This is a genomic window from Croceibacterium mercuriale (assembly GCF_000802385.1).
GTDB lineage: Bacteria > Pseudomonadota > Alphaproteobacteria > Sphingomonadales > Sphingomonadaceae > Croceibacterium > Croceibacterium mercuriale.
Genome location: NZ_JTDN01000001.1, coordinates 2,006,113 through 2,024,380, shown reverse-complemented (window position 1 = coordinate 2,024,380; position 18,268 = coordinate 2,006,113). Strand labels below are relative to the sequence as shown.

At 66.8% G+C, this 18,268-nt stretch carries 7 protein-coding genes; 4 read left to right on the top strand and 3 right to left on the bottom strand.

The window, feature by feature from the left end; genetic code table 11:
* Positions 1 to 94 precede the first annotated feature (94 nt).
* Genes PK98_RS09350 through PK98_RS09340 form a run of 3 tightly spaced genes read left to right on the top strand, consistent with a single transcriptional unit; the run spans position 95 to position 3,953 of the window.
* Positions 95 to 640, top strand: coding sequence for a 2Fe-2S iron-sulfur cluster-binding protein (locus tag PK98_RS09350; protein WP_081996112.1), 546 nt, complete (start codon positions 95 to 97; stop codon positions 638 to 640).
* Positions 637 to 1,623, top strand: a complete 987-nt coding sequence (locus PK98_RS09345) for an FAD binding domain-containing protein (RefSeq protein WP_039095964.1) — start codon at positions 637 to 639, stop codon at positions 1,621 to 1,623. Before PK98_RS09350 ends, PK98_RS09345 begins: the two co-directional genes overlap by 4 nt.
* On the top strand, positions 1,620 to 3,953 hold the full coding sequence (locus PK98_RS09340) for a xanthine dehydrogenase family protein molybdopterin-binding subunit (protein ID WP_039095962.1): 2,334 nt from the start codon (positions 1,620 to 1,622) through the stop codon (positions 3,951 to 3,953). The genes PK98_RS09345 and PK98_RS09340 overlap by 4 nt, the downstream gene beginning before the upstream one ends.
* 91 nt (positions 3,954 to 4,044) lie before the next feature.
* On the opposite strand, the gene PK98_RS09335 is transcribed toward PK98_RS09340, so the two are convergent.
* Positions 4,045 to 5,355 carry an MFS transporter gene (locus tag PK98_RS09335; RefSeq protein WP_081996111.1) on the bottom strand — a complete coding sequence of 437 codons (1,311 nt, stop codon included), beginning with the start codon at positions 5,353 to 5,355 and terminating at the stop codon, positions 4,045 to 4,047.
* 352 nt (positions 5,356 to 5,707) lie between these two features.
* On the opposite strand from PK98_RS09335, the gene PK98_RS09330 reads away from it, so the two are divergent.
* Positions 5,708 to 14,176, top strand: a complete 8,469-nt coding sequence (locus PK98_RS09330; protein WP_039095958.1) for an autotransporter-associated beta strand repeat-containing protein — start codon at positions 5,708 to 5,710, stop codon at positions 14,174 to 14,176.
* Positions 14,177 to 14,318: 142 nt separating this feature from the next.
* Here PK98_RS09330 and PK98_RS09325 read toward each other — a convergent pair whose 3' ends face one another.
* On the bottom strand, positions 14,319 to 15,920 hold the full coding sequence (locus PK98_RS09325; RefSeq protein ID WP_039095956.1) for an alkaline phosphatase D family protein: 1,602 nt from the start codon (positions 15,918 to 15,920) through the stop codon (positions 14,319 to 14,321).
* Positions 15,921 to 15,930: 10 nt separating this feature from the next.
* Positions 15,931 to 18,105: a TonB-dependent receptor gene (locus tag PK98_RS09320; RefSeq protein WP_235425443.1), complete on the bottom strand. Its 2,175-nt coding sequence runs from the start codon at positions 18,103 to 18,105 to the stop codon at positions 15,931 to 15,933.
* Positions 18,106 to 18,268: the final 163 nt, after the last annotated feature.

Below are 18,268 nucleotides of genomic sequence, written 5' to 3'. Positions count from 1 at the left end.
ACCGGAGCATGCGCGGCGTCTGGGCCATACGGTCATGTTGTGAGCGTCGTCACTTGAGCGTAGGTTAGATCCGGCGCAACAGGAGACCGGATCAATGCCTATCCACGTGAATGGCTCAGCGGTGTCAGTCCCGGACGATCCGCGCGTGTCCTTGCTGGACCTGTTGCGAGAGGGACTGCACCTGACCGGCACCAAGGTGGGCTGCAACCAGGGTGCGTGCGGGGCCTGCACCGTGCTGGTCGATGGCGAGCGGATACTCTCGTGCCTGGCGCTGGCCGTGCAATATGATGGCCGTGAGATCACCACGGTGGAAGGGCTGGCAGAAGGCGATACACTGCACCCGCTGCAGGCCGCGTTTGTCGATCACGACGGTTTCCAGTGCGGCTATTGCACGCCGGGGCAGATCTGCTCTGCGATCGGCATGGCGGGCGAGATCGAGCGCGGCATGCCGAGCCACGTGACGCAGGACTTGGCCACGGAGACCATCGCGATCAGCCGCGGCGAGTTCCAGGAGCGGATGAGCGGCAACCTATGCCGCTGCGGCGCGCATAACGGCATCATCGACGCGATCAGCGGGGTCTATGCGGGCGATCGAGGCGCGTTGGAGCGGTTCGCCCATGTCGCGGAGTCGGCCGAATGACTCCGTTCAGCTATGCACATGCCACCGACCTGGCGCAGGCGCTCGACCTCGCGACTGCGCCGGGCGCAAAGTTTCTGGGCGGCGGCACCAACCTGGTCGATCTGATGCGCGAGACGATCGAGCGGCCAGCCGCGCTGATCGATGTGACCGGCCTGTCGGACGGGATCGAGGAGCGCGAGGACGGCAGCCTGCTGATCGGCGCGGGAGTGAAGAACAGCGCGCTGGTGGCTCACCGGGCGGTACGTACGCGATATCCGGTGCTCGCCCGCGCGGTCCTGGCCGGTGCCAGCGCGCAGATCCGCAACATGGCGACCGTCGGCGGCAACCTGCTCCAGCGCACGCGCTGCACCTATTTCTACGACACCGAAGGATCCCGCTGCAACAAGCGTGAGCCCGGCCAGGGGTGCGATGCGATCGGTGGCTTCAATCGCATTCACGCGATCCTCGGCGCTTCGCACGCCTGCGTGGCGACGCACCCGTCCGACATGTGCGTGGCGCTCGCCGCGCTCGATGCGACGGTGCACATCAGCGGGGCGGGTGGCGAACGCAGCGTGGCGATCACCGACTTCCACCGCCTGCCGGGCGATCGGCCTGACATCGAGACGGTGCTCGAGCCCGGTGACCTGATCACGGCGATCACCTTGCCGGCGCAGAGGCTCGCCGCCAACTCCGCCTATCGCAAGGTCCGTGACCGGGCGAGCTATGCCTTTGCGCTGGTCTCCGTCGCCGCTGCGCTGGAGGTGAGCGACGGCCGCGTAAGGGACGTCCGTCTTGCGCTCGGCGGCGTGGCGCACAAGCCGTGGCGCGCGACACAGGCAGAAGGGCTGCTGCGGGGCGGACCGGCCACGCCCGGGGCGTTCCGCGCCGCTGCCGATGCCGAACTGGCGGATGCAAGGCCGCTTGGTGAAAACGGGTTCAAGATCGAACTGGCGGCGCGGACGATCACCGCCGTGCTGGCCGATCTGGCGGGAGCGGACGCATGAGCAACATCCTTCAGGACGCCAAGAACGCCGTGCAAGGCGTCGCCCAGATGGTGATGCAGAAGGCTGTCCAGCTTGCGCCCGACAGCTTCATTCCCGGCGGGCGGCCCGATCCGCTGATCCGCGAGCAGCACGGCAATGTCGGCAAGCCGCTGTCCCGCCTCGACGGTCCGCAGAAGGTACGCGGCGCGGCGCCGTTCGCCGCTGAGTTCGCGCTCGATCGCATGCTGTATGCGTCCGTCGCATTCAGCACCGTGGTCAGGGGTCGCATCAGCCGGATCGACATGGCCGCGGCCGAGGCCGCGCCGGGTGTGGCGCTGGTGATGACGCATCTCAACGCCCCACGGATGGCCAAGGTGCCGTTGCTGATGTCCAAGCCCAAGGCGGCCGGTGGCATCGATCTGCCGATCATGCAGGACGATCGCGTGCACTGGAGCGGGCAGCCGATCGCACTGGTGCTGGCCGAAACGCAGGAACAGGCCGATCATGCCCGGTCGTTGCTCCGCTTCGAATACGAGACCGAACCCGCCGTCACAGCGTTCGCCGCTGCCAAGGCGTTGGGTACGGAAACCGGCCAGTTCATGGGGCAGCCGCTGAAAATGGAGCGGGGCGATACTGCCAAGGGCCTCGCCCTAGCGCAGTACAAGGTCGATCGCACATACACGACGCCGCGTCACAGCCACAATGCGATCGAGCTGCATGCCTGTACGGTGGCGTGGGATGGCGACACCTTACGCGTCCACGACGCTTCGCAGATGGTTGCGCATACCGCCTGGAGCCTCGCCCAGGTGTTCGGGATCGAGGAGGGCCAGGTTCATGTCACTTCGCCGTTCGTCGGCGGCGGGTTCGGCGGCAAAGGCCTGTGGTGGCACCAGGTCCTCGCGGCCGCAGCCGCCAAGCTGACGGAGCGCCCGGTACGCCTGACGCTGTCGCGCGAGGGAGTTCACCGTGTGGTCGGGGGCCGCACCTGCACCGAGCAGCGTGTGGCAATCGGCGCGCGGGCGGATGGCACGTTCGACGCGCTGGTCCATACCGGCACCGTGGTCATCAGCCGGCATAATCCGATGCCCGAGCCTTTCATCCTGCCGGTGATGAGCGCCTATGCGAGCGGCAGCCTCAAATTCGACCTGGAGGTCGCGCATATCGACATGCTCGCCAACACCTTCATGCGGGCGCCGGGCGAGGCGGTGGGCACCTTTGCGCTGGAATGTGCAGTGGACGAACTGGCGGTCGAGATGGGCATGGACCCGATCGAACTGCGGCTGAAGAACGAGCCGGAGAAGGACCCGGTGACCGGCGCGCCACCATCGCAGCGCGACACGGCCAAGGCCTTTCGCGACGGTGCCGAGCGGTTCGGCTGGTCGAAGCGCGGCGCACCCGCCAGCCGGCGCGAGGGTGAATGGCAGATCGGGATGGGCGTCGCCACCGCGTGCTATCCCTATCATCGCATGCCTGGCGGTGCGGCGCGCATGACGCTGGGGCAGGATGGCAGCGTCGTGGTCGAGATCGCTGCGCACGAGATGGGCATGGGCACGATGACCGCGCATACCCAGGTGGTGGCCGACCGGCTCGGATTGCCGCTCGACAAGGTCGATTTCCGCTATGGCGACAGCTTTCAGCCGGGCATGGTGATGGCCGGCGGATCGCAACAGACCGCCTCCATCGGCTTCTCGATCATCGCCGCGCAGCGCGAACTGGTGACCGAGCTGCTCAAGCTGGCGGGGAACAGTTCACCGCTGGCCGGCCTCGCGGCGGATGAGGTTGGCGGCGTGAACCGTGGTCTCGGCAAGCTGGACGACCCGGACCGGCACGAAAGCTACGCGTCGATCCTGTCGCGGGCGCAGCGCGACGAACTGGTGGTGGAAGGCAGCGCGCCGCCGCCGATCGAAGTGCAGCACTGGTCGATGCACAGCCATGGTGCGATGTTCTGCGAAGTCGGTGTCAACGGCGTCACCGGCGAGGTGCGCGTGCAGCGTTTCCTCGGCTCGTTCGATTGCGGCCGCATCCTCAACCCCAAGACCGCCGCCAGCCAGTTCCGCGGCGGCATCATCATGGGGCTCGGTCTGGCGCTGATGGAAGAAACCCAATTCGACGAGCGGCTGGGACGCATCATGAATCCGAGTCTGGCCGAATATCACGTCCCCGTGCACATGGACGTACCCGAGATCGACGTGATCTGGACCGACATCCCTGATCCACATGCGCCGATGGGCGCACGCGGCATCGGCGAGATCGGCATTACCGGAGTTGGCGCGGCGGTCGCGAACGCGATCTTCAACGCGACCGGCAGGCGGGTTCGTGACCTGCCCATCACCCTGGACAAACTGCTCTGACGGGCCCTTGCAGCACGAACTCACGAGCACCCTTTCCGGCAAGGACGCCCGATGAACAGACGGCCGGCTTCGAGCGGGCGCAAGCCTACGCTTAAGATCCGCCGACCGCCGGCACCTCTCTGTCTGCCCTGAGGCCGCTCATGGTAGTTCCGAAGCGCCGCAATGTCGGTGAGAGGAAACCCGCAAGGCCGATACAGCCGCCGGCAGTGCCCATCATCACGAACAGCCAGCGTATGCCGACGAGTTCTCCTAGCGGTGCTGCCGCAGCCAGCCCGACAGGCGCGGCAAAGCCCATGATCGTGCTGAGCAGCGCCAGCACGCGGCCTTGCAGGTGATTGGGCACGGTGGTCTGGATCAGGGTCGTGAACGGCGCATTGCCCATGATGAAGGTAAGCCCGCTCAGCCCCCATGAGGCAGCCGCCAGCCAGAACAGGCTCGGTGGTGTCAGCGCCGTGAACGCCAGGGTGAAGCAGGAAAAGGCAAAGCCCCACAGGATCCACGTCACGAGACGCCTGGGTGCCAGTGCGGTGACGATCATGCCGCCGGCAATCATCCCCGCGCCACCGACGCTTTCCAGGATGGCAACTTCCTGAGCGCCGCCCGCGAAGTGCTCTGTCACCAGAAGAGGCAGCAGCGTGAAGGACGGCATGATCACCAGCACCACGCCCCCAAGCATGGCATAGATGCGCAGCAGCCCCGGGCTGCGCCGGACGAGGCGCACGCCTTCGCGGAACTCGACCCACATGCCGCGCGGTTGGTCGTTCGGCTGATGCTGCTGGGGGACGGTAAAGATCAGCAACGGCACGATGCCGGTCACCGCGGTCGCCACGTCGATCCACAAGGCCATGCCGATCGGCATGACACCGATGGCAAGAGCGCCAAGTGGCGCGGCCGCGACGGTCATGATGCCGAACATCGTCTGGTTCAGTCCTGCCGCCCGGGGAAGAAAGCCGGCGGGTACCAGCATCGCGGTGCTGGCGCTGGAAGCCGGTGCCTGGAACGCGGCCATTGCGCTGCGGACGGACATCATCGCATACGCGTGCCACAGCTCTATCCGGTCGGTCAGGAAGAGGGCGATCAGCACCATCATGCAAAGGGCGCTGGTCGCATCGGCGGCGATCATCAGCAGGCGGCGGCTGTACCGATCCGCGAAGGTGCCGCCGAGTGGCCCGAGCAAAGCCTGCGGCAACAATGCGGCCAGGCCGGCCGTCGCCAGTGCGCCAATGTCGCCGGTGGTCGCCGTGATCCACCAGACCAGCACGAACTGGGTCATGGCGGAGCCGATCAGCGACAGCGCCTGGCCGGTGAAGATCGACCAGTAGCGCAGCCGCCATCCTGCGCCCGGGTCGACGCCGGCGACGTTCGGCTGGGTCGAGACATGCTCGCCTGGCGTGTTCAACACGAGCGATGGTCCGGCATCATCATGAAAGTGGTGTCCGTATCGGAACTCCCGGCCGGAAAACAGATCGTTCGTCAGCCTCGGGCGCACCGGTCACAAGCTCGGCCATCCGGCGAACCGACGGATTACGTGGCCGGTGCCGACCCACATGAAAGCGATGCTCACCGAGACGAGCACTGACCGCCGGGCAAGATCGCCATGAGTCTGTGACTTCGTCCGCCTTCGGTTTGGCGCTAATCCGCCATTTACCATTAGGAAAGTGGCGCTCGCTAGCCCGGTTTGGTCGGCTACGATGCTCCTTACCTCGCAAGCGGTGAAGCTTCGGCAGCCGGGATCTGTTCTCGGGGGTTATTCAATGAAGCTTTATTCGCGCCTGCTCATCGGGGCGTCCACGCTGGCAACGTCGCTGGTTCCGATTGGCGCCGTTCATGCGCAGGATAGCGCGCCTACGGTGGTGGATGGCAACGGCTCCAAGGGCGAGATCGTCCAGGCAGGCGCATCGCGGAGCGTCGGTAACTCCGACCGGACCACCATCTTCACCAACTACTATACCGAAGGTGGTGCGGGCAGCGGTGGCGGTGCGGGCCTGGGCGGCGTGTTCTTCGTGGACCAGGGTGCCAGCCTGACGCTGCGCAACGTGGAACTGATCGGCAACACCGTGAAGGGCGGCGAAGGCGGCAGCCTCGCAACCGTGTCGCTTTCCGACATCACCATCAACCTGCCGTCGCTGGAGCTTGACGCCAAGGCCATCACCGCCCTCGGCGTGGCGGCGACTGTTGCCCGGAACGAGCAGAACCAGCTGGTCATCACCGGCGCCACCATGACCCACGCCAATCCGCTGATCAGCGCTGGCGCGAATGTTAGCTTTGGCGGTGCTGCCGCAAACGCCAGCATCGCCAGCATCGATGGAAAGAGCGTGACCTTCGACAAGCAGATCGTCATCGATCCGTCGGCGATCAACGCTGCAACGCTCGACACGGCAGCGTATGGCCCGGCAGGAGGCCCGGCCACCGGTGCGACCTCGCTCAACCTTTCCGGTACCCTTGATGCGGTGAAGGTGCAGGTCGGCATGGCGCTGGTCGGCGACGGCATCGCGGCCGGCACGACCATCACGAAGGTGACCTATGACGCGCAGAACAAGGCAACCGCGATTGAGCTGAGCAATGGCACGACCGCGCCGGTCGGCAATCTGCAGGTCGTCTCCATCACTCAGTTCCATGCAACGCGCTTCTCCGTGGCGGGCAGCAACAGCATCAAGCCGCTCGGCTCCCTGGCCGGGCTGACGGTCGGCATGACGGTGACCGGCGACGGCTTCCCGGCCGGCACCATCATCACGGAAATTGCCAGCGACGGGACCATCACCTTCTCCAATGCGGTGACGCCCGGTTCCGGTTTTGTCGCCAGCCTGCAGGGCGCTGCTGTCGGCTCGCAGGCGATCACCCTGGCGGCCGCCCGCAACGACCTGGCGGTAGGGATGGAGGTGAGCGGATCGGGCATTCCGACCGGCACCCGGATCACCGGGATCGACGGTGCCAGGATCACCCTCAGCAACGCGGTCACATCGGCCGCGGCGGCAGCGATAGCGGACAACACCTTCGTCGCCTCGTTCAGCAAGGTGATTTCCGGCACGGGCAACACCCTGACCGTGGCAAGCACCGACGGGCTGAAGGTCGGCGCGCTGCTTTCGGGTGGTGGGGTGCCTGCGTTTGCGGTGATCACCGGCATCGACCAGGCGCGCGGCACCGTCACCTACCGGATCGATCCGGGCGCGGCGGAACTCGCCAATGGGGGCGCCATGAACGGTCTGGTGACCAGCGCCTTCGGTGCCAACGGCGGCAATGGCAAGAACGGCAGCAGCTTCAATGCAATCATGGACGATGGCGAAGGGCGGTCGGGCACCAACGGCTACAAGGGCGGCAATTCGCTGACCGGCGCGGGTGGCGCAGGCGGCAACGGTGGCAGCGGATCGTCAGGCGTGGCGAGCAATACGGGCCTGGCCCTGTCGATCACGATGGCCACCAAGTCGGCCATCGCCTCCACGGCCGAGGCGGCGGCCGCTTCATCGCCGTTCACATTCCCGATCGCCGTCGCGAAGGGCATCTCGATCGCGCTCGACTGGGCTGATGTCGCCTACAACGCGGTCCTGCTGGGCAAGTGGGTATACGATCTCAACCAGGGTCAGGTCGCGTTCGGTGGTGATGGCGGCTCCGGCGGCAATGGCGGCAGCGGTGGCACCTTCTTCGGCGGCGGCGCCGGCGGCAATGGCGGCAATGGCGGCGACGGTGCGCGGTCCTATACCGATGGTGGAGAAGGCGGCGCCGGTGGCACCGGCGGTGCCGGCGGCTTCGGCGCGGGCGGCGGTGCGGGCGGCACGGGCGGCGTGGGCGGCGCCACCGGCGCGGCCAAGGACGGTGACGCGGGTGCGGGCGGCTCCGCCGGCTTTGGCGCCGGTGCCGGTTCGGACGGCGATGGCGCGAATGGCGGCGGCGGTTCCGGGTTCGGCGGCGCGATCTTCGTGCGCAGCGGCGGCACGCTGGTGATTGCGGGCAACTCCCTGTTCCAGAACAACGCCTCGCTGGCGGGTTCTTCCAACAATGGCGGGTCCGCGGGCAAGGCGATCGGCAGCGACCTGTTCATGATGAAGGGCAGCAACGTCACGCTGACGCCGGGCGCGGGCAACACGATCCGCTTCGAAGGGACCATCGCGGATGACAGCTCCGCCAGCTATGCCGGCGCGGCCTACGCGTCCGGCGCGGGCGCAGGCCTGCAGATCACCGGCGGCGGACTGGTGCAGCTGCTGGGTCAGAATACCTACACCGGTACCACCTATGTCGGCGGCGCCACGCTGCAGGCGGTCGACGGCGTCGGCCTGAACGCCAACAGCCATCTCACCTTCAACGGGGCCGGCACTATCGGCAACCTGACGTCGCAGAATGGCGGTGTCTGGATGGCAGGCGGCACCGTGGTCCGGCGCGTTGGCGGCTTGTCCCACCAGCTGAACTGGGACGGCAGCGGCGGCTTCGCAGCGGTCGATGCCAAGGGGCTGGTGCTCAACTTCGGATCGCTGAACGGCGCGCCGGGGCAGGCCCTGACCTGGGGCCAGAACGGCTTCGTCAAGGACGGTTCGACGCTCATCTTCGGGTCGGAATATGCGCAAGGCGCGGTCACCCTGGCCAATGCCGTCAACCTGAACGGCGGGACAGGACGCATCGCCGTGTACGACAACCAGGCGGTGACGGGCGACCATGCCCTGCTGGCCGGGGCGTTCAGCAATGGCGCGATGATCATCGGTGACACGCTGTATGGCGGCGCCGCCTATTTCACCGCGCAGAACAGCCTGAGGTCGCTCACCATCAACAATGGCCTGGTCAGCACCCGCTTTGGCGAGAGCACCGGGCGCCTGATGCAGGCCAGTGGTGGGTCGCTGCAGATGAACGGTGGCCGGCTGGAGCTCCATGGCGCGGAACGGCTGTCCGGTGCCTATCTGGGCGGCAAGGCCGAACTCGCCGCGTTTGCCTCTGTGGACGGCAATTACCTCGACAATCGCGCAAACGCAGCCTTCCATGCCGATGCCAGCTTCATCGACATCCATACGGGGCGCGAAGGGGCGACTGCCTTCTACGGCCAGCTCGACAATCGCTGGATGGTGAACGAAGGCCGGACGCTACTCGCGAAGGGTATGACGGGAGGCTACCTGTACAACGGGCCCGACGCCACGTTGATGAGCATGGGCGACATCACCAGCGACAGCTATACCTATAACAGTGGCCTGCTGGCGTTGGGCGGCGATCTGACGACCCCTTACCTGTACCAGTATGGCCGCCTGGCAATCCTGGGCGACATGGTCGGCGGATCGGAAAGTGCCACGACGCGCACCATCACGACGGCTGGCCTCGCAAGCAACAGCGATGCCAGGATCAGCCTTGGCGGGCTGACCGGGGAGGTGGCCAACACCCTGCGGCTGGATCTTGCCGGCGCTGGTGAATTCGCCGGTGTGATCAACGGCGCCGGTCAGCTGGTGAAGGCCGGCGTGGGCAAGCTGCTGCTGTCCAACGCCAATACCTTTACGGGTGGACTGACGATCGAGCAGGGCGGTGTCGAGACCACCCTGTCCGGCACCCTGGCGGACAGCCTGGCGATCGACGTCCGGGAACCCGGCACCTTCATCTGGGGCAGCGAGGACGCGGTTGCCAGCCTGAAGAATGCCGGCATCACCCGGATCCTCGCCTTCGCTAGCCTGGAGGAAGTGGCCAATAGCGGCCTGCTCGACCTGAGCGCGCCGATGGTCGTCAGCGGCACGCTGGCCAACGCAGACACCGGCTCCGTCAACATCGCAGGGAATGCGGGCGCCAAGGTGGGCCAGCTCGGCAACGCGGGCAGGCTGACGAATGCCGGCGAACTGCTGGTGCTGGGCGCGGCCGAGAACGCCGGCACGCTGTCGCTGGCAGCAGGATCGGTGAACCGCTTCGGCTCGCTCGCCAATACCGGCACCATCGCGAGCGACGCGTCCATGGTGGTGGTGGATGCCTTCGAGCAGACCGCAGGCAGCACCAGCGGCAGCGCGGACCTGCTGGTAGGCGGCGATTACCGCCAGACCGCCGGCAAGGTGACGCTGGGCACGACCCTGAAGGTCGGTGGTGCCGTGACGCTGAACGACGCCTTGTTGAACGCGGGTGAGGACGTGTCGGTTGCGGGCGACTTCATCGCCGGTTCCGCCGAATTTGCCACCCCGGCGGACCTGATGGTGGGTGGTGCCTACTCCCAGGTGAGTGGCGCGGCCGAAATCGGCGGCGATGTGACTGTCGGCTCCGGCATCGCGGTCGACGATGCCATCTTCGATGTCGGTGGCACCATCGGGACGGGCGGCGGCTATGCCCAGACCGGGGGCATAACGACTGCAGGTGCCGACTTCGGCATCGAGGGCGACGCACGAGTGCAGGACGGCCTGCTCACGGTGGCCGGCGATACGGCCGTGACGGGGAATTACATCCAGACCGGCAGCATCCTGCGCGCAGGCGGCCGGATGCAGGTCGGCGGCGTCTACGCTCAGACCGGCGGGGAAGCAGATATCGGCGGCTCGCTGATGGTACAGTCCAGCCTGACAGTGGATGGCGGTGCCCTGGCCGCAAAGGGCTCGATCGGTGCTGGTGGCGACTATGCGCAGTCTGGCGGCACCACGCTGACAGGTGCGGATTTCGGCACCGACGGCAATCTGCGGCTGAACGATGGTGTTCTGGTGGTGGCCGGTGAGGCGACCGTGCTGGGCAGCTATGCGCAGACACTCGGCAGGGTGACTGCGGGTGGCACCCTGAAGGTCGGCGACAGCTACACTCAGGAGGGTGGCGAAACCGCAATCGGCGGCGCTCTCCTGGTGCAGTCCGGCATGACGACGGACAATGCCGCGCTGAAGGTCGATGGTTCGCTGATGGCTGGCCGCGATTATGGGCAGACTGGCGGCACGACGACGGCTGGTGCGAACTTCGGCATTGGCGGCGACCTGCGGCTGAACGATGGCGCGCTCGAGATTGCTGGCGAAGCTGCTGTGTCGGGTGCCTATACGCAGATGCGCAGCAGGGTGACTGTGGGCGGTCAGATGGAAGTCGGCGGCACTTACGCCCAGACCGAAGGGGTCATGGCTGTCGGTCACGCGCTGGCGGTGCAGTCCAGCCTGAGAGTGGATGGCGGCACGCTGGCCGCGAACAGCTCGATCGGTGCTGGTGGCGACTACACGCAGATCGGCGGGACGACCACAACAGGCGCGGATTTCGGCACAGGCGGCAATCTGCGACTGGACGATGGTGTGCTAGCGATTGCCGGTGAGGCGATCGTGCTGGGCAGCTATGCGCAGACAATCGGCAAGGTGACTGCGGGTGGCGCCCTGAAGGTCGGTGACAGCTACGCCCAGGTGGGTGGCGAGACCGCGATCGGGGGCGCTCTCGTGGTGCAGTCCGGCATGACGACGGACAATGCCGCGCTGAAGGTCGGTGGTTCGCTGATGGCCGGTGGCGACTTTGCGCAGACCGGCGGGACGACCACGACAGGCGCGGATTTCGGCACCGGCGGGAATCTGCGACTCGACGACGGCGTGCTGGCGATTGCCGGTGATGCGGTCGTGGCCCGCTCCTACTCGCAGACGCTTGGCCGCCTGACGGCGGGCGGCATGCTGGAGGTAGGCGGCGCCTTTGCCCAGGCGGGCGGCACTGCGGACATTCGCGGAGCCCTCACCGTTGCTGACGGGCTGACGATCAACGATGCCACCCTCGGCGCAGGTGGTGCGATGATCGTCGGCAGCAACCTGCAGCAGGTGAATGGCCGCCTGGCCATTGCTGGTGATGCGGTGGTGCGCGGCACCCATGCCCAGACCGGCGGTGCGGCCACGATGGGCGGCGCGCTGGATGTCGGCGGCATGCTGACACTGGCCGATGCCGAGCTGATGGTGGGCGAGACCCTGCGCACCGGCGGCTTTGCCCAGGCTGGCGGCAGCACCACGATCGGCGGCGCGCTTGGCGTGAATGGCAGCCTGGCGCTGGCGGGTGGCACGGTTCGGTCCGGATCGGACGTGCTCGTGAGCTCCGGCTATCGGCAGGATGCGGGAACGTTGAGCGTGGCGGGCAACCTGCAGGTGGGTGGCGGCCTGACGCTGAACGGCGGCACCATTACCGTTGAAGGCGACATCGCCAGCGGGGCGCTGTCCGGCGCCGGCGGCAGCATCGTGCTGGCGCAGGGCGCAGCCATGGCGGTCGATCAGACGATTGACGGCATCTTTGCCGGCAACATCACCGGCGGCACGGCCAGCGTCATCAAGACCGGCGCAGCCACGTTGACGCTGGCAGGAGCGGCGGGCAGCTTCGCTCCGGCCCAGCTGTTCGTCACGGCCGGCACGGTGGCGGTCGGTGGTGCGGGCATCCTCGACTCCGCGCTGAAGGTCGATATTGCCGACAAGGCGGGCCTGACGTTGGTCAAGGGCAACCAGACCATCAACAATCTCAGCGGCTTCGGTACGCTGGCGCTGAACGGCAACAACCTGCTGCTGGCCAATGGCGGCAACTTCAACGGCACGGTCACGGGTAGCGGCAGCGTCTCGCTGACCAGCGGCGCCTTCGGCCTGTCCAACTCCGTCAACGTCCAGAACGGCAGCTTCATGGTGGAGAAGGGCAGCGAGCTGAGCGTCCGCCAGAGCGGCACGTTGCAGGCGAACAAGGTGCAGGTGAACGGCACGCTGGACGTCGTGGGTGTCGTCACGTCCGACACCACCACCGTCGATGGCGGTGCGCTGCATCTCGGCTCCGGTACCTCGGGCGGCATGATGGCCAGCAAGGCGCTGCAGGTGACCAATGGCGGGCGCCTGACCGGCAACGGCCAGGTCGCTGGTGTCACCACCATCGGCGGCAGCTCCACCGGCCTGCTCTCGCCCGGCAACTCGCCCGGTATCATGGGCTTTGCCGACCTGACGCTGGGCAGCCGGTCGACGGCGTTCATGGAGATCGAGGGGCCGAATGGTGCCGGCAATGCAGGCGGCCACGACCTGATCATCGTGTCGGGCAAGCTGACGCTGCAGGACGGGTCCACCCTGGCCCTTGCCAACAGCAGCGGCTTCGAACCCGCTCTGGGCCAGACGGTGCAGATCTTCGACGTCGCACCGGGAGCAGTCACGGGCCAGTTCGGAACGGTGACCAGCGCCTTCGGAAATCGCGTCGGCCTGAACCTGTCCAATGGAACCGTGATCGGGCTGGGCAATGCGGGAGGGAACGGCTTCATCGACGCTGCGACCGCCAATGCCAACCAGCGCGCGATGCTGAGCCAACTGCGGGTCGGCACGAATGGCGGGGTGGACCAGTATCGTGGCGGCCATCTGGTCCAGCAGGTTGCCGGCGCACTGGCGGCGCGGGATGCGGTGGCGCTGGCCGCCATCTTCGATCGCGCCTCGCCTGAAGCCTATGCCGGCCTTGCCGATCACCAGCGCCTGTCGGTGCTGAACGGCCTGGCCGATCTGGGCGGCTACACCCAGCTGGCCGACCGGGCGATCTATGCCACCGGCTCGATCGCCTATGACCAGGCGCGCAGCCGGAACGAGGCGGGCTTCACCCGCTTCCGGTCACGCGATACCCGCTTCACCGTGGGTTTCGCGGCGGAACTGGCGCTCGCCAAGCTGCAGGTGTCCTATACCCACAGCGATGGCGAGGTGACGTCCCGGTACCTGCAGGGCGAGGCCAGGGGCGACATCTTCGCCGCCGGTGTCTCCGCTCCGCTGGCGCTGGACGGTGCCTTCCGGGTGTCGGCGCGGGTCAGCCATGGCAGCTACCGCTATGATGGTGATCGCATCGCCAATGGTGGCTCCGCCTCGTTCAACGGGGTGGATGGCACGGCAACCGTCTATGGCGGCGGCTTCGAATATGTCACCAGCTCGCCCCGCGCCAACCTCGCCGCCTCGGCCGAGGTGCTGGGGGTGACCAGCCGGGTCGATGGCTTCGCCGAAGGGGGTGCCTTGCCGTTCGATGCGCTGAACGTGGCGCGCCAGCGCAACACATCCAGTGTGGTGCGGGCCCGGATCACGGGCGGCTACCGCCTGGCGCCGAACTGGCAGGCCTTCGTCAAGCTGGGCCTGGACCAGGATCTCAGCGACACGCCGCTGGGGGTGACTGCCAGCGTGATCTCGGAAGACGCGCCGTTCACGGTGGCCAATCCGGGCTTCACGGACACCCGTGCCCACATCGGTGGCGGCACCGCGGTGGATATCACGCCTGGCCTGCGCTGGAGCGTGGAAGGCGATGTGGGCAACGCCTCTCGCGTCGGTGCCCGCACCAGCGTGACCCTGCGTTTCTGAGGGATCGGGATCGGCTCACTTCTGCCTGGATGTGAGCCGATCCCCCCGGGGACAAGAAACAGCCTCGGACAGCAGCAAGCGAACGCCGATGGCTGGAACGACAAGGTGCAGCCGACCACTGGGGGCATCTCGGCTGGCGATCCTAGGCGAGGCCAGGTCGTCCGGCTTCCACGCTGCGCTGGTGCAGCACGCTCAGGGTCGCGCGCGGATCAGCCTTGTCGCTGATCGTCATGCAGCGCGCGTCCAGGCGGTCGGCCGTCATGTCGAAGCTCATGTAGCCGCGATGTTCGGAATCGAAGAAGGTGATCTGCGGATTGTTCGGCATCGCCCGGCGATAGAAGTCCTGTGGCGGGCCGCTGGAGGTGACCGAACTGACCACGAACTCGGCCGCGACGGGTGCTTCGCCTCTAACGTTCAGGCCGTCGACCGCGAACCGGTTGGCATCGAACCCGCGATAGAGATTGTTGCACCAGAACGAGTGGTAGTCGCCCGCCAGCGTAACCGGATTGGCGATGCCGCTCGATACCATCGTGTCCAGCAACCGGCGGCGTGCCGCGCCGAAGCCGTTCCAGGTGTCGGTCCAGATCACCGGACCTTCGGGCGTGTCGAACACCATCGGAGCGACCAGCAGGTTCTGCACCATCAGGTTCCAGCGCGCGCTGCTGCGCTGCCAGCCATCATACAGCCAGCGTTCCTGCTCGAAGCCCAAGAAGGTGCGCGCCGGATCCTCCAGGTCGGGGCAGTCGGGCGCGGTCATGTGCCCGCGGGCACTGTCCAGCCCGGCGGTGCAGGCGGGGGCGGAGCGGTACTGGCGGCCGTCCAGCAGGTCGAACTGCGCCAGATTGCCCCACTGCATCCGGCGGAAGATGGTCGTGCGCGCCCCCTGCCAGGTGCGCGACAGCCGCAGCGGCATGTTCTCCACGAAGGCGCGATAGGCATTGGCGCGACGCCAGGCGAAGGCGGTCGGGGGCAGGCGCTCCCCCTCCTGCGACCAGATGCCCGAATAGTCGTTCATGGTCTCGTGATCGTCCCAGATCGCCAGTGCCGGCGCCGCCGCGTGCAGGGCCTGCAGGTCCGGGTCTGCATGGTGCAGGGCATAGCGGCGGCGGTAATTGGCCAGGCTGTCCGCCACCGGCAGATCGCCATAGGACCGCACGCGCCCCTCGCCTGCGGGTCGGCCCACGCCTTCGTAGATGTAGTCGCCCAGGAACAGGGTGAAGCGGCTCTCCTCGTCCGCCGCCATATGGCGATAGGCCGAAAACCAGCCCTGTTCGTAATGCGAGCAGGTGGCGGCCGTGAACCGCACTGCCTTGACCTGTGCGTCTGGCAGCGGCGTGGTCCACGCCCGACCGACGGGGCTGTTCACGCCCAGGGCGTTGAAGCGGTACCAGTAAGGCCGGTCGGGCCTGAGCCCCGCCAGATCCACATGCACCGCGCCGCCCATCAGGTGGCGTGACACCGCTTCGCCCGCCTGCACGATCCGGCGGAATCCGTCATCTTCTGCGACTTCCCAGCGCACCGGCAGATTGTCGGGCGCGCCGCCCAGCCCGTCGGCCGCAGTGATATCGGGCGCGATCCGGGTCCAGATCACGAAACCGTCCGGCCACGGATCGCCGCTGGCGACCCCTTGCGTGAAGGGATCGCTGGCGGCGAGCGCACGTCCGCTGGTCAGCAGCGCCGGCACGCCGATGGCGGCACCCAGCAGGAAGGATCGGCGGCCAGTCGGGGTGTGCAGCAGGGTCATGGCAAGTGTCTCAGTAGCTGTAGTTCAGCCGGACGCCGAATGTGCGCACCGGATTGGTCGACACCGTGCGGGCCGAGATGAAGCGGTTGCGCGTTTCCTGCACCTGTTCGTCAAACAGGTTGCGCACCCACAGGGTCACCGCGAACGTCTCACCCGGCGGGGTCAGCGACAGGTTCGCATTCGCCAGCCAGTATGCCGGGATGGTGGAGGCATCGGACTCGCTCCACCGCTCGGACCGGTAGTTCCAGTTGACCTCCGGCGTCACGGTCCAGTCCGCCACCGGCACTGCCCAAGCGACCGAACCCTTGTAGTCGATCTTGGGCAGGTTCAGGCGTCGCCCGTTGTAATCCTCGTACTGGATGTTCGAGTACAGCCCGGTCGCCGGATCGATCGTGGCGGAGACGGGGGCCATGTACTCGTCGAACTCGCCCATCTTGTAGGCGAAGTTCTGCACGATGGTCAGCCCGTCCACCGGCACGGCGGACAGCTCCACCTCCGCACCGTACAGATGCGCGCGCGGCGCGTTGGTTATCCGGCCGACGCGCGATGCGCCGGTGTAGATCACGCCCTGCAGCTGGTAGTCGCGATAATCGTAGTAGAAGCCCGTCAGGTTCAGCTGGACCCGGTTGTCCAGCAGGTTGGACTTCAGCCCGGCCTCGTAGGCGACCAGCGTTTCCGGGTCGTAGGGATCGTTCTGCGACGGGATGCCGGTATTGTAGGTCGTGAATCCGCCCGACTTCACCCCGCGCGAGATGCTGGCGTACAGATGCGCCACCGCGCTGAACTGCCAGTCCAGTGCCGCACGGCCAGACCATTCGTCCATGTCCAGATCACGGTCCGACGTCGCGCGCAGCTGGTAGGCGGGGAAGATGATCTCCGTCCGGAAGCCGTTCAGGCTGCGCCGCTCATGCTCGAACCGCATGCCGCCGGAGAAGGTCAGCGTCGGCGCGATGTCGTACTCGATATTGCCGAACCCCGCAGTGGTCGAAACCTCCTGATTGTAGCTGGTCGAGAAGATGTTCCGGAGCGAGGCGGCTTGCGTGAAGTCGGACATGAAGCCGCCATCCACCGTCTCGAACGACTGGTACGCGCCGAACAGCCAGCGGAACGGGCGATCCTGGCGGCTGGCGAAGCGGATCTCGCCGCTTTCCACGTCGATGTCGTTGAAGAAATAGGTGCCCGCCTCGTTGGAGGAGGTTGCGTCCCAGTCGTTGAACTCGCGGCGGGTGAAGTCGCGATGGGCGACGATCGCGGTCAGCGTGCCCCAGTCCAGGTCGCTGTTCACGCGCAACTGCGCGCCCCAGCCTTCATTGTTGCGGAAGGGCTTCGCATCCGTGTCGACGCCCAGCAGTTCGGCAAAGGTGGTGGAGATGCCCCAGCCGGTCGCGCGGTGATCGGTATCGGCCGGATAGAACCGTCCGCTGGCATCGGTGAAATCGTTCAGCAGCTGCAGGCCGCGCCCGTCGGACTTGTCACGGCTGTAATCGCCCTGCAGGTCCACGGTGGTGATCGCGCTGGGCTCCCAGCGCAGCTTGGCGCGGACGGAGTTGCGGTCCCGGTCGCCCAGTTCCTCGCCCGTGTCGCGGTTGCGCTGCCAGGCGCCGCCCTGCTGGCTGGAGACGGCGATGCGCGCGCTCAGGGTGTTGCTGACCGGACCGGAAACATAGCCTTCACCGTCGAACTGGTCGAACCGGCCGTATGACAGGCTGGCCCCGACGCGCAGGTTGCGCGTGGGGGTGCCGGTGATGACGCTGATCGCGCCGCCGGTGGTGTTGCGGCCGTACAGCGTGCCCTGTGGGCCGCGCAGTACCTCGATCCGCTCGATGTCGAACAGCGCGCCCTGCGTCATCACGCCATAGGGCAGTGCGACCTCGTCCACATAGACACCGACGGTGTTGGTGTTGTTGGCGGCATAATCTGTGCCGCCCACGCCGCGCAGGCGGAACTGCGGCTGGCCACCGCCGAACTGCGCATCGACCTCCAGGCTGGGCACGCTGTTTTCCAGGTCGCTGACGGTCTGGATATTGCGTCGTTCCAGCTCTTCCCCGCCAATCACGGTGAGTGCGATGGGCACGTCCTGCGCGCTCTGCTCGCGGCGCTGGGCCGTTACGGTGATGACCTCCAGCCCGTCTGTGTTCGGGCTCGTGGCGGTGGCATCGGTGCTGGCCTGCGCAGTAGCAGGCAAGGCTGCCAGTACGAGAGCTACTACAGAGCAACCTAACAGTTGGTTATCGATCACGCGGAAACTTACCCCTTTGGTTCGAAAGGGCGCTTACGTGGGGTCCTTTACAGCTGCGTGACGGTAACGGGCCACCGGCAAGGTCAGGCCAAATACGATGCTCTCAGAA

Coding starts and splice junctions, on each gene's coding strand:
- PK98_RS09345 (WP_039095964.1), top strand. CDS start 637: ATGACTCCGTTCAGCTATGCACATGCCACCGACCTGGCGCAGGCGCTC.
- PK98_RS09340 (WP_039095962.1), top strand. CDS start 1,620: ATGAGCAACATCCTTCAGGACGCCAAGAACGCCGTGCAAGGCGTCGCC.
- PK98_RS09325 (WP_039095956.1), bottom strand. CDS start 15,920: ATGACCCTGCTGCACACCCCGACTGGCCGCCGATCCTTCCTGCTGGGT.
- PK98_RS09330 (WP_039095958.1), top strand. CDS start 5,708: ATGAAGCTTTATTCGCGCCTGCTCATCGGGGCGTCCACGCTGGCAACG.
- PK98_RS09350 (WP_081996112.1), top strand. CDS start 95: ATGCCTATCCACGTGAATGGCTCAGCGGTGTCAGTCCCGGACGATCCG.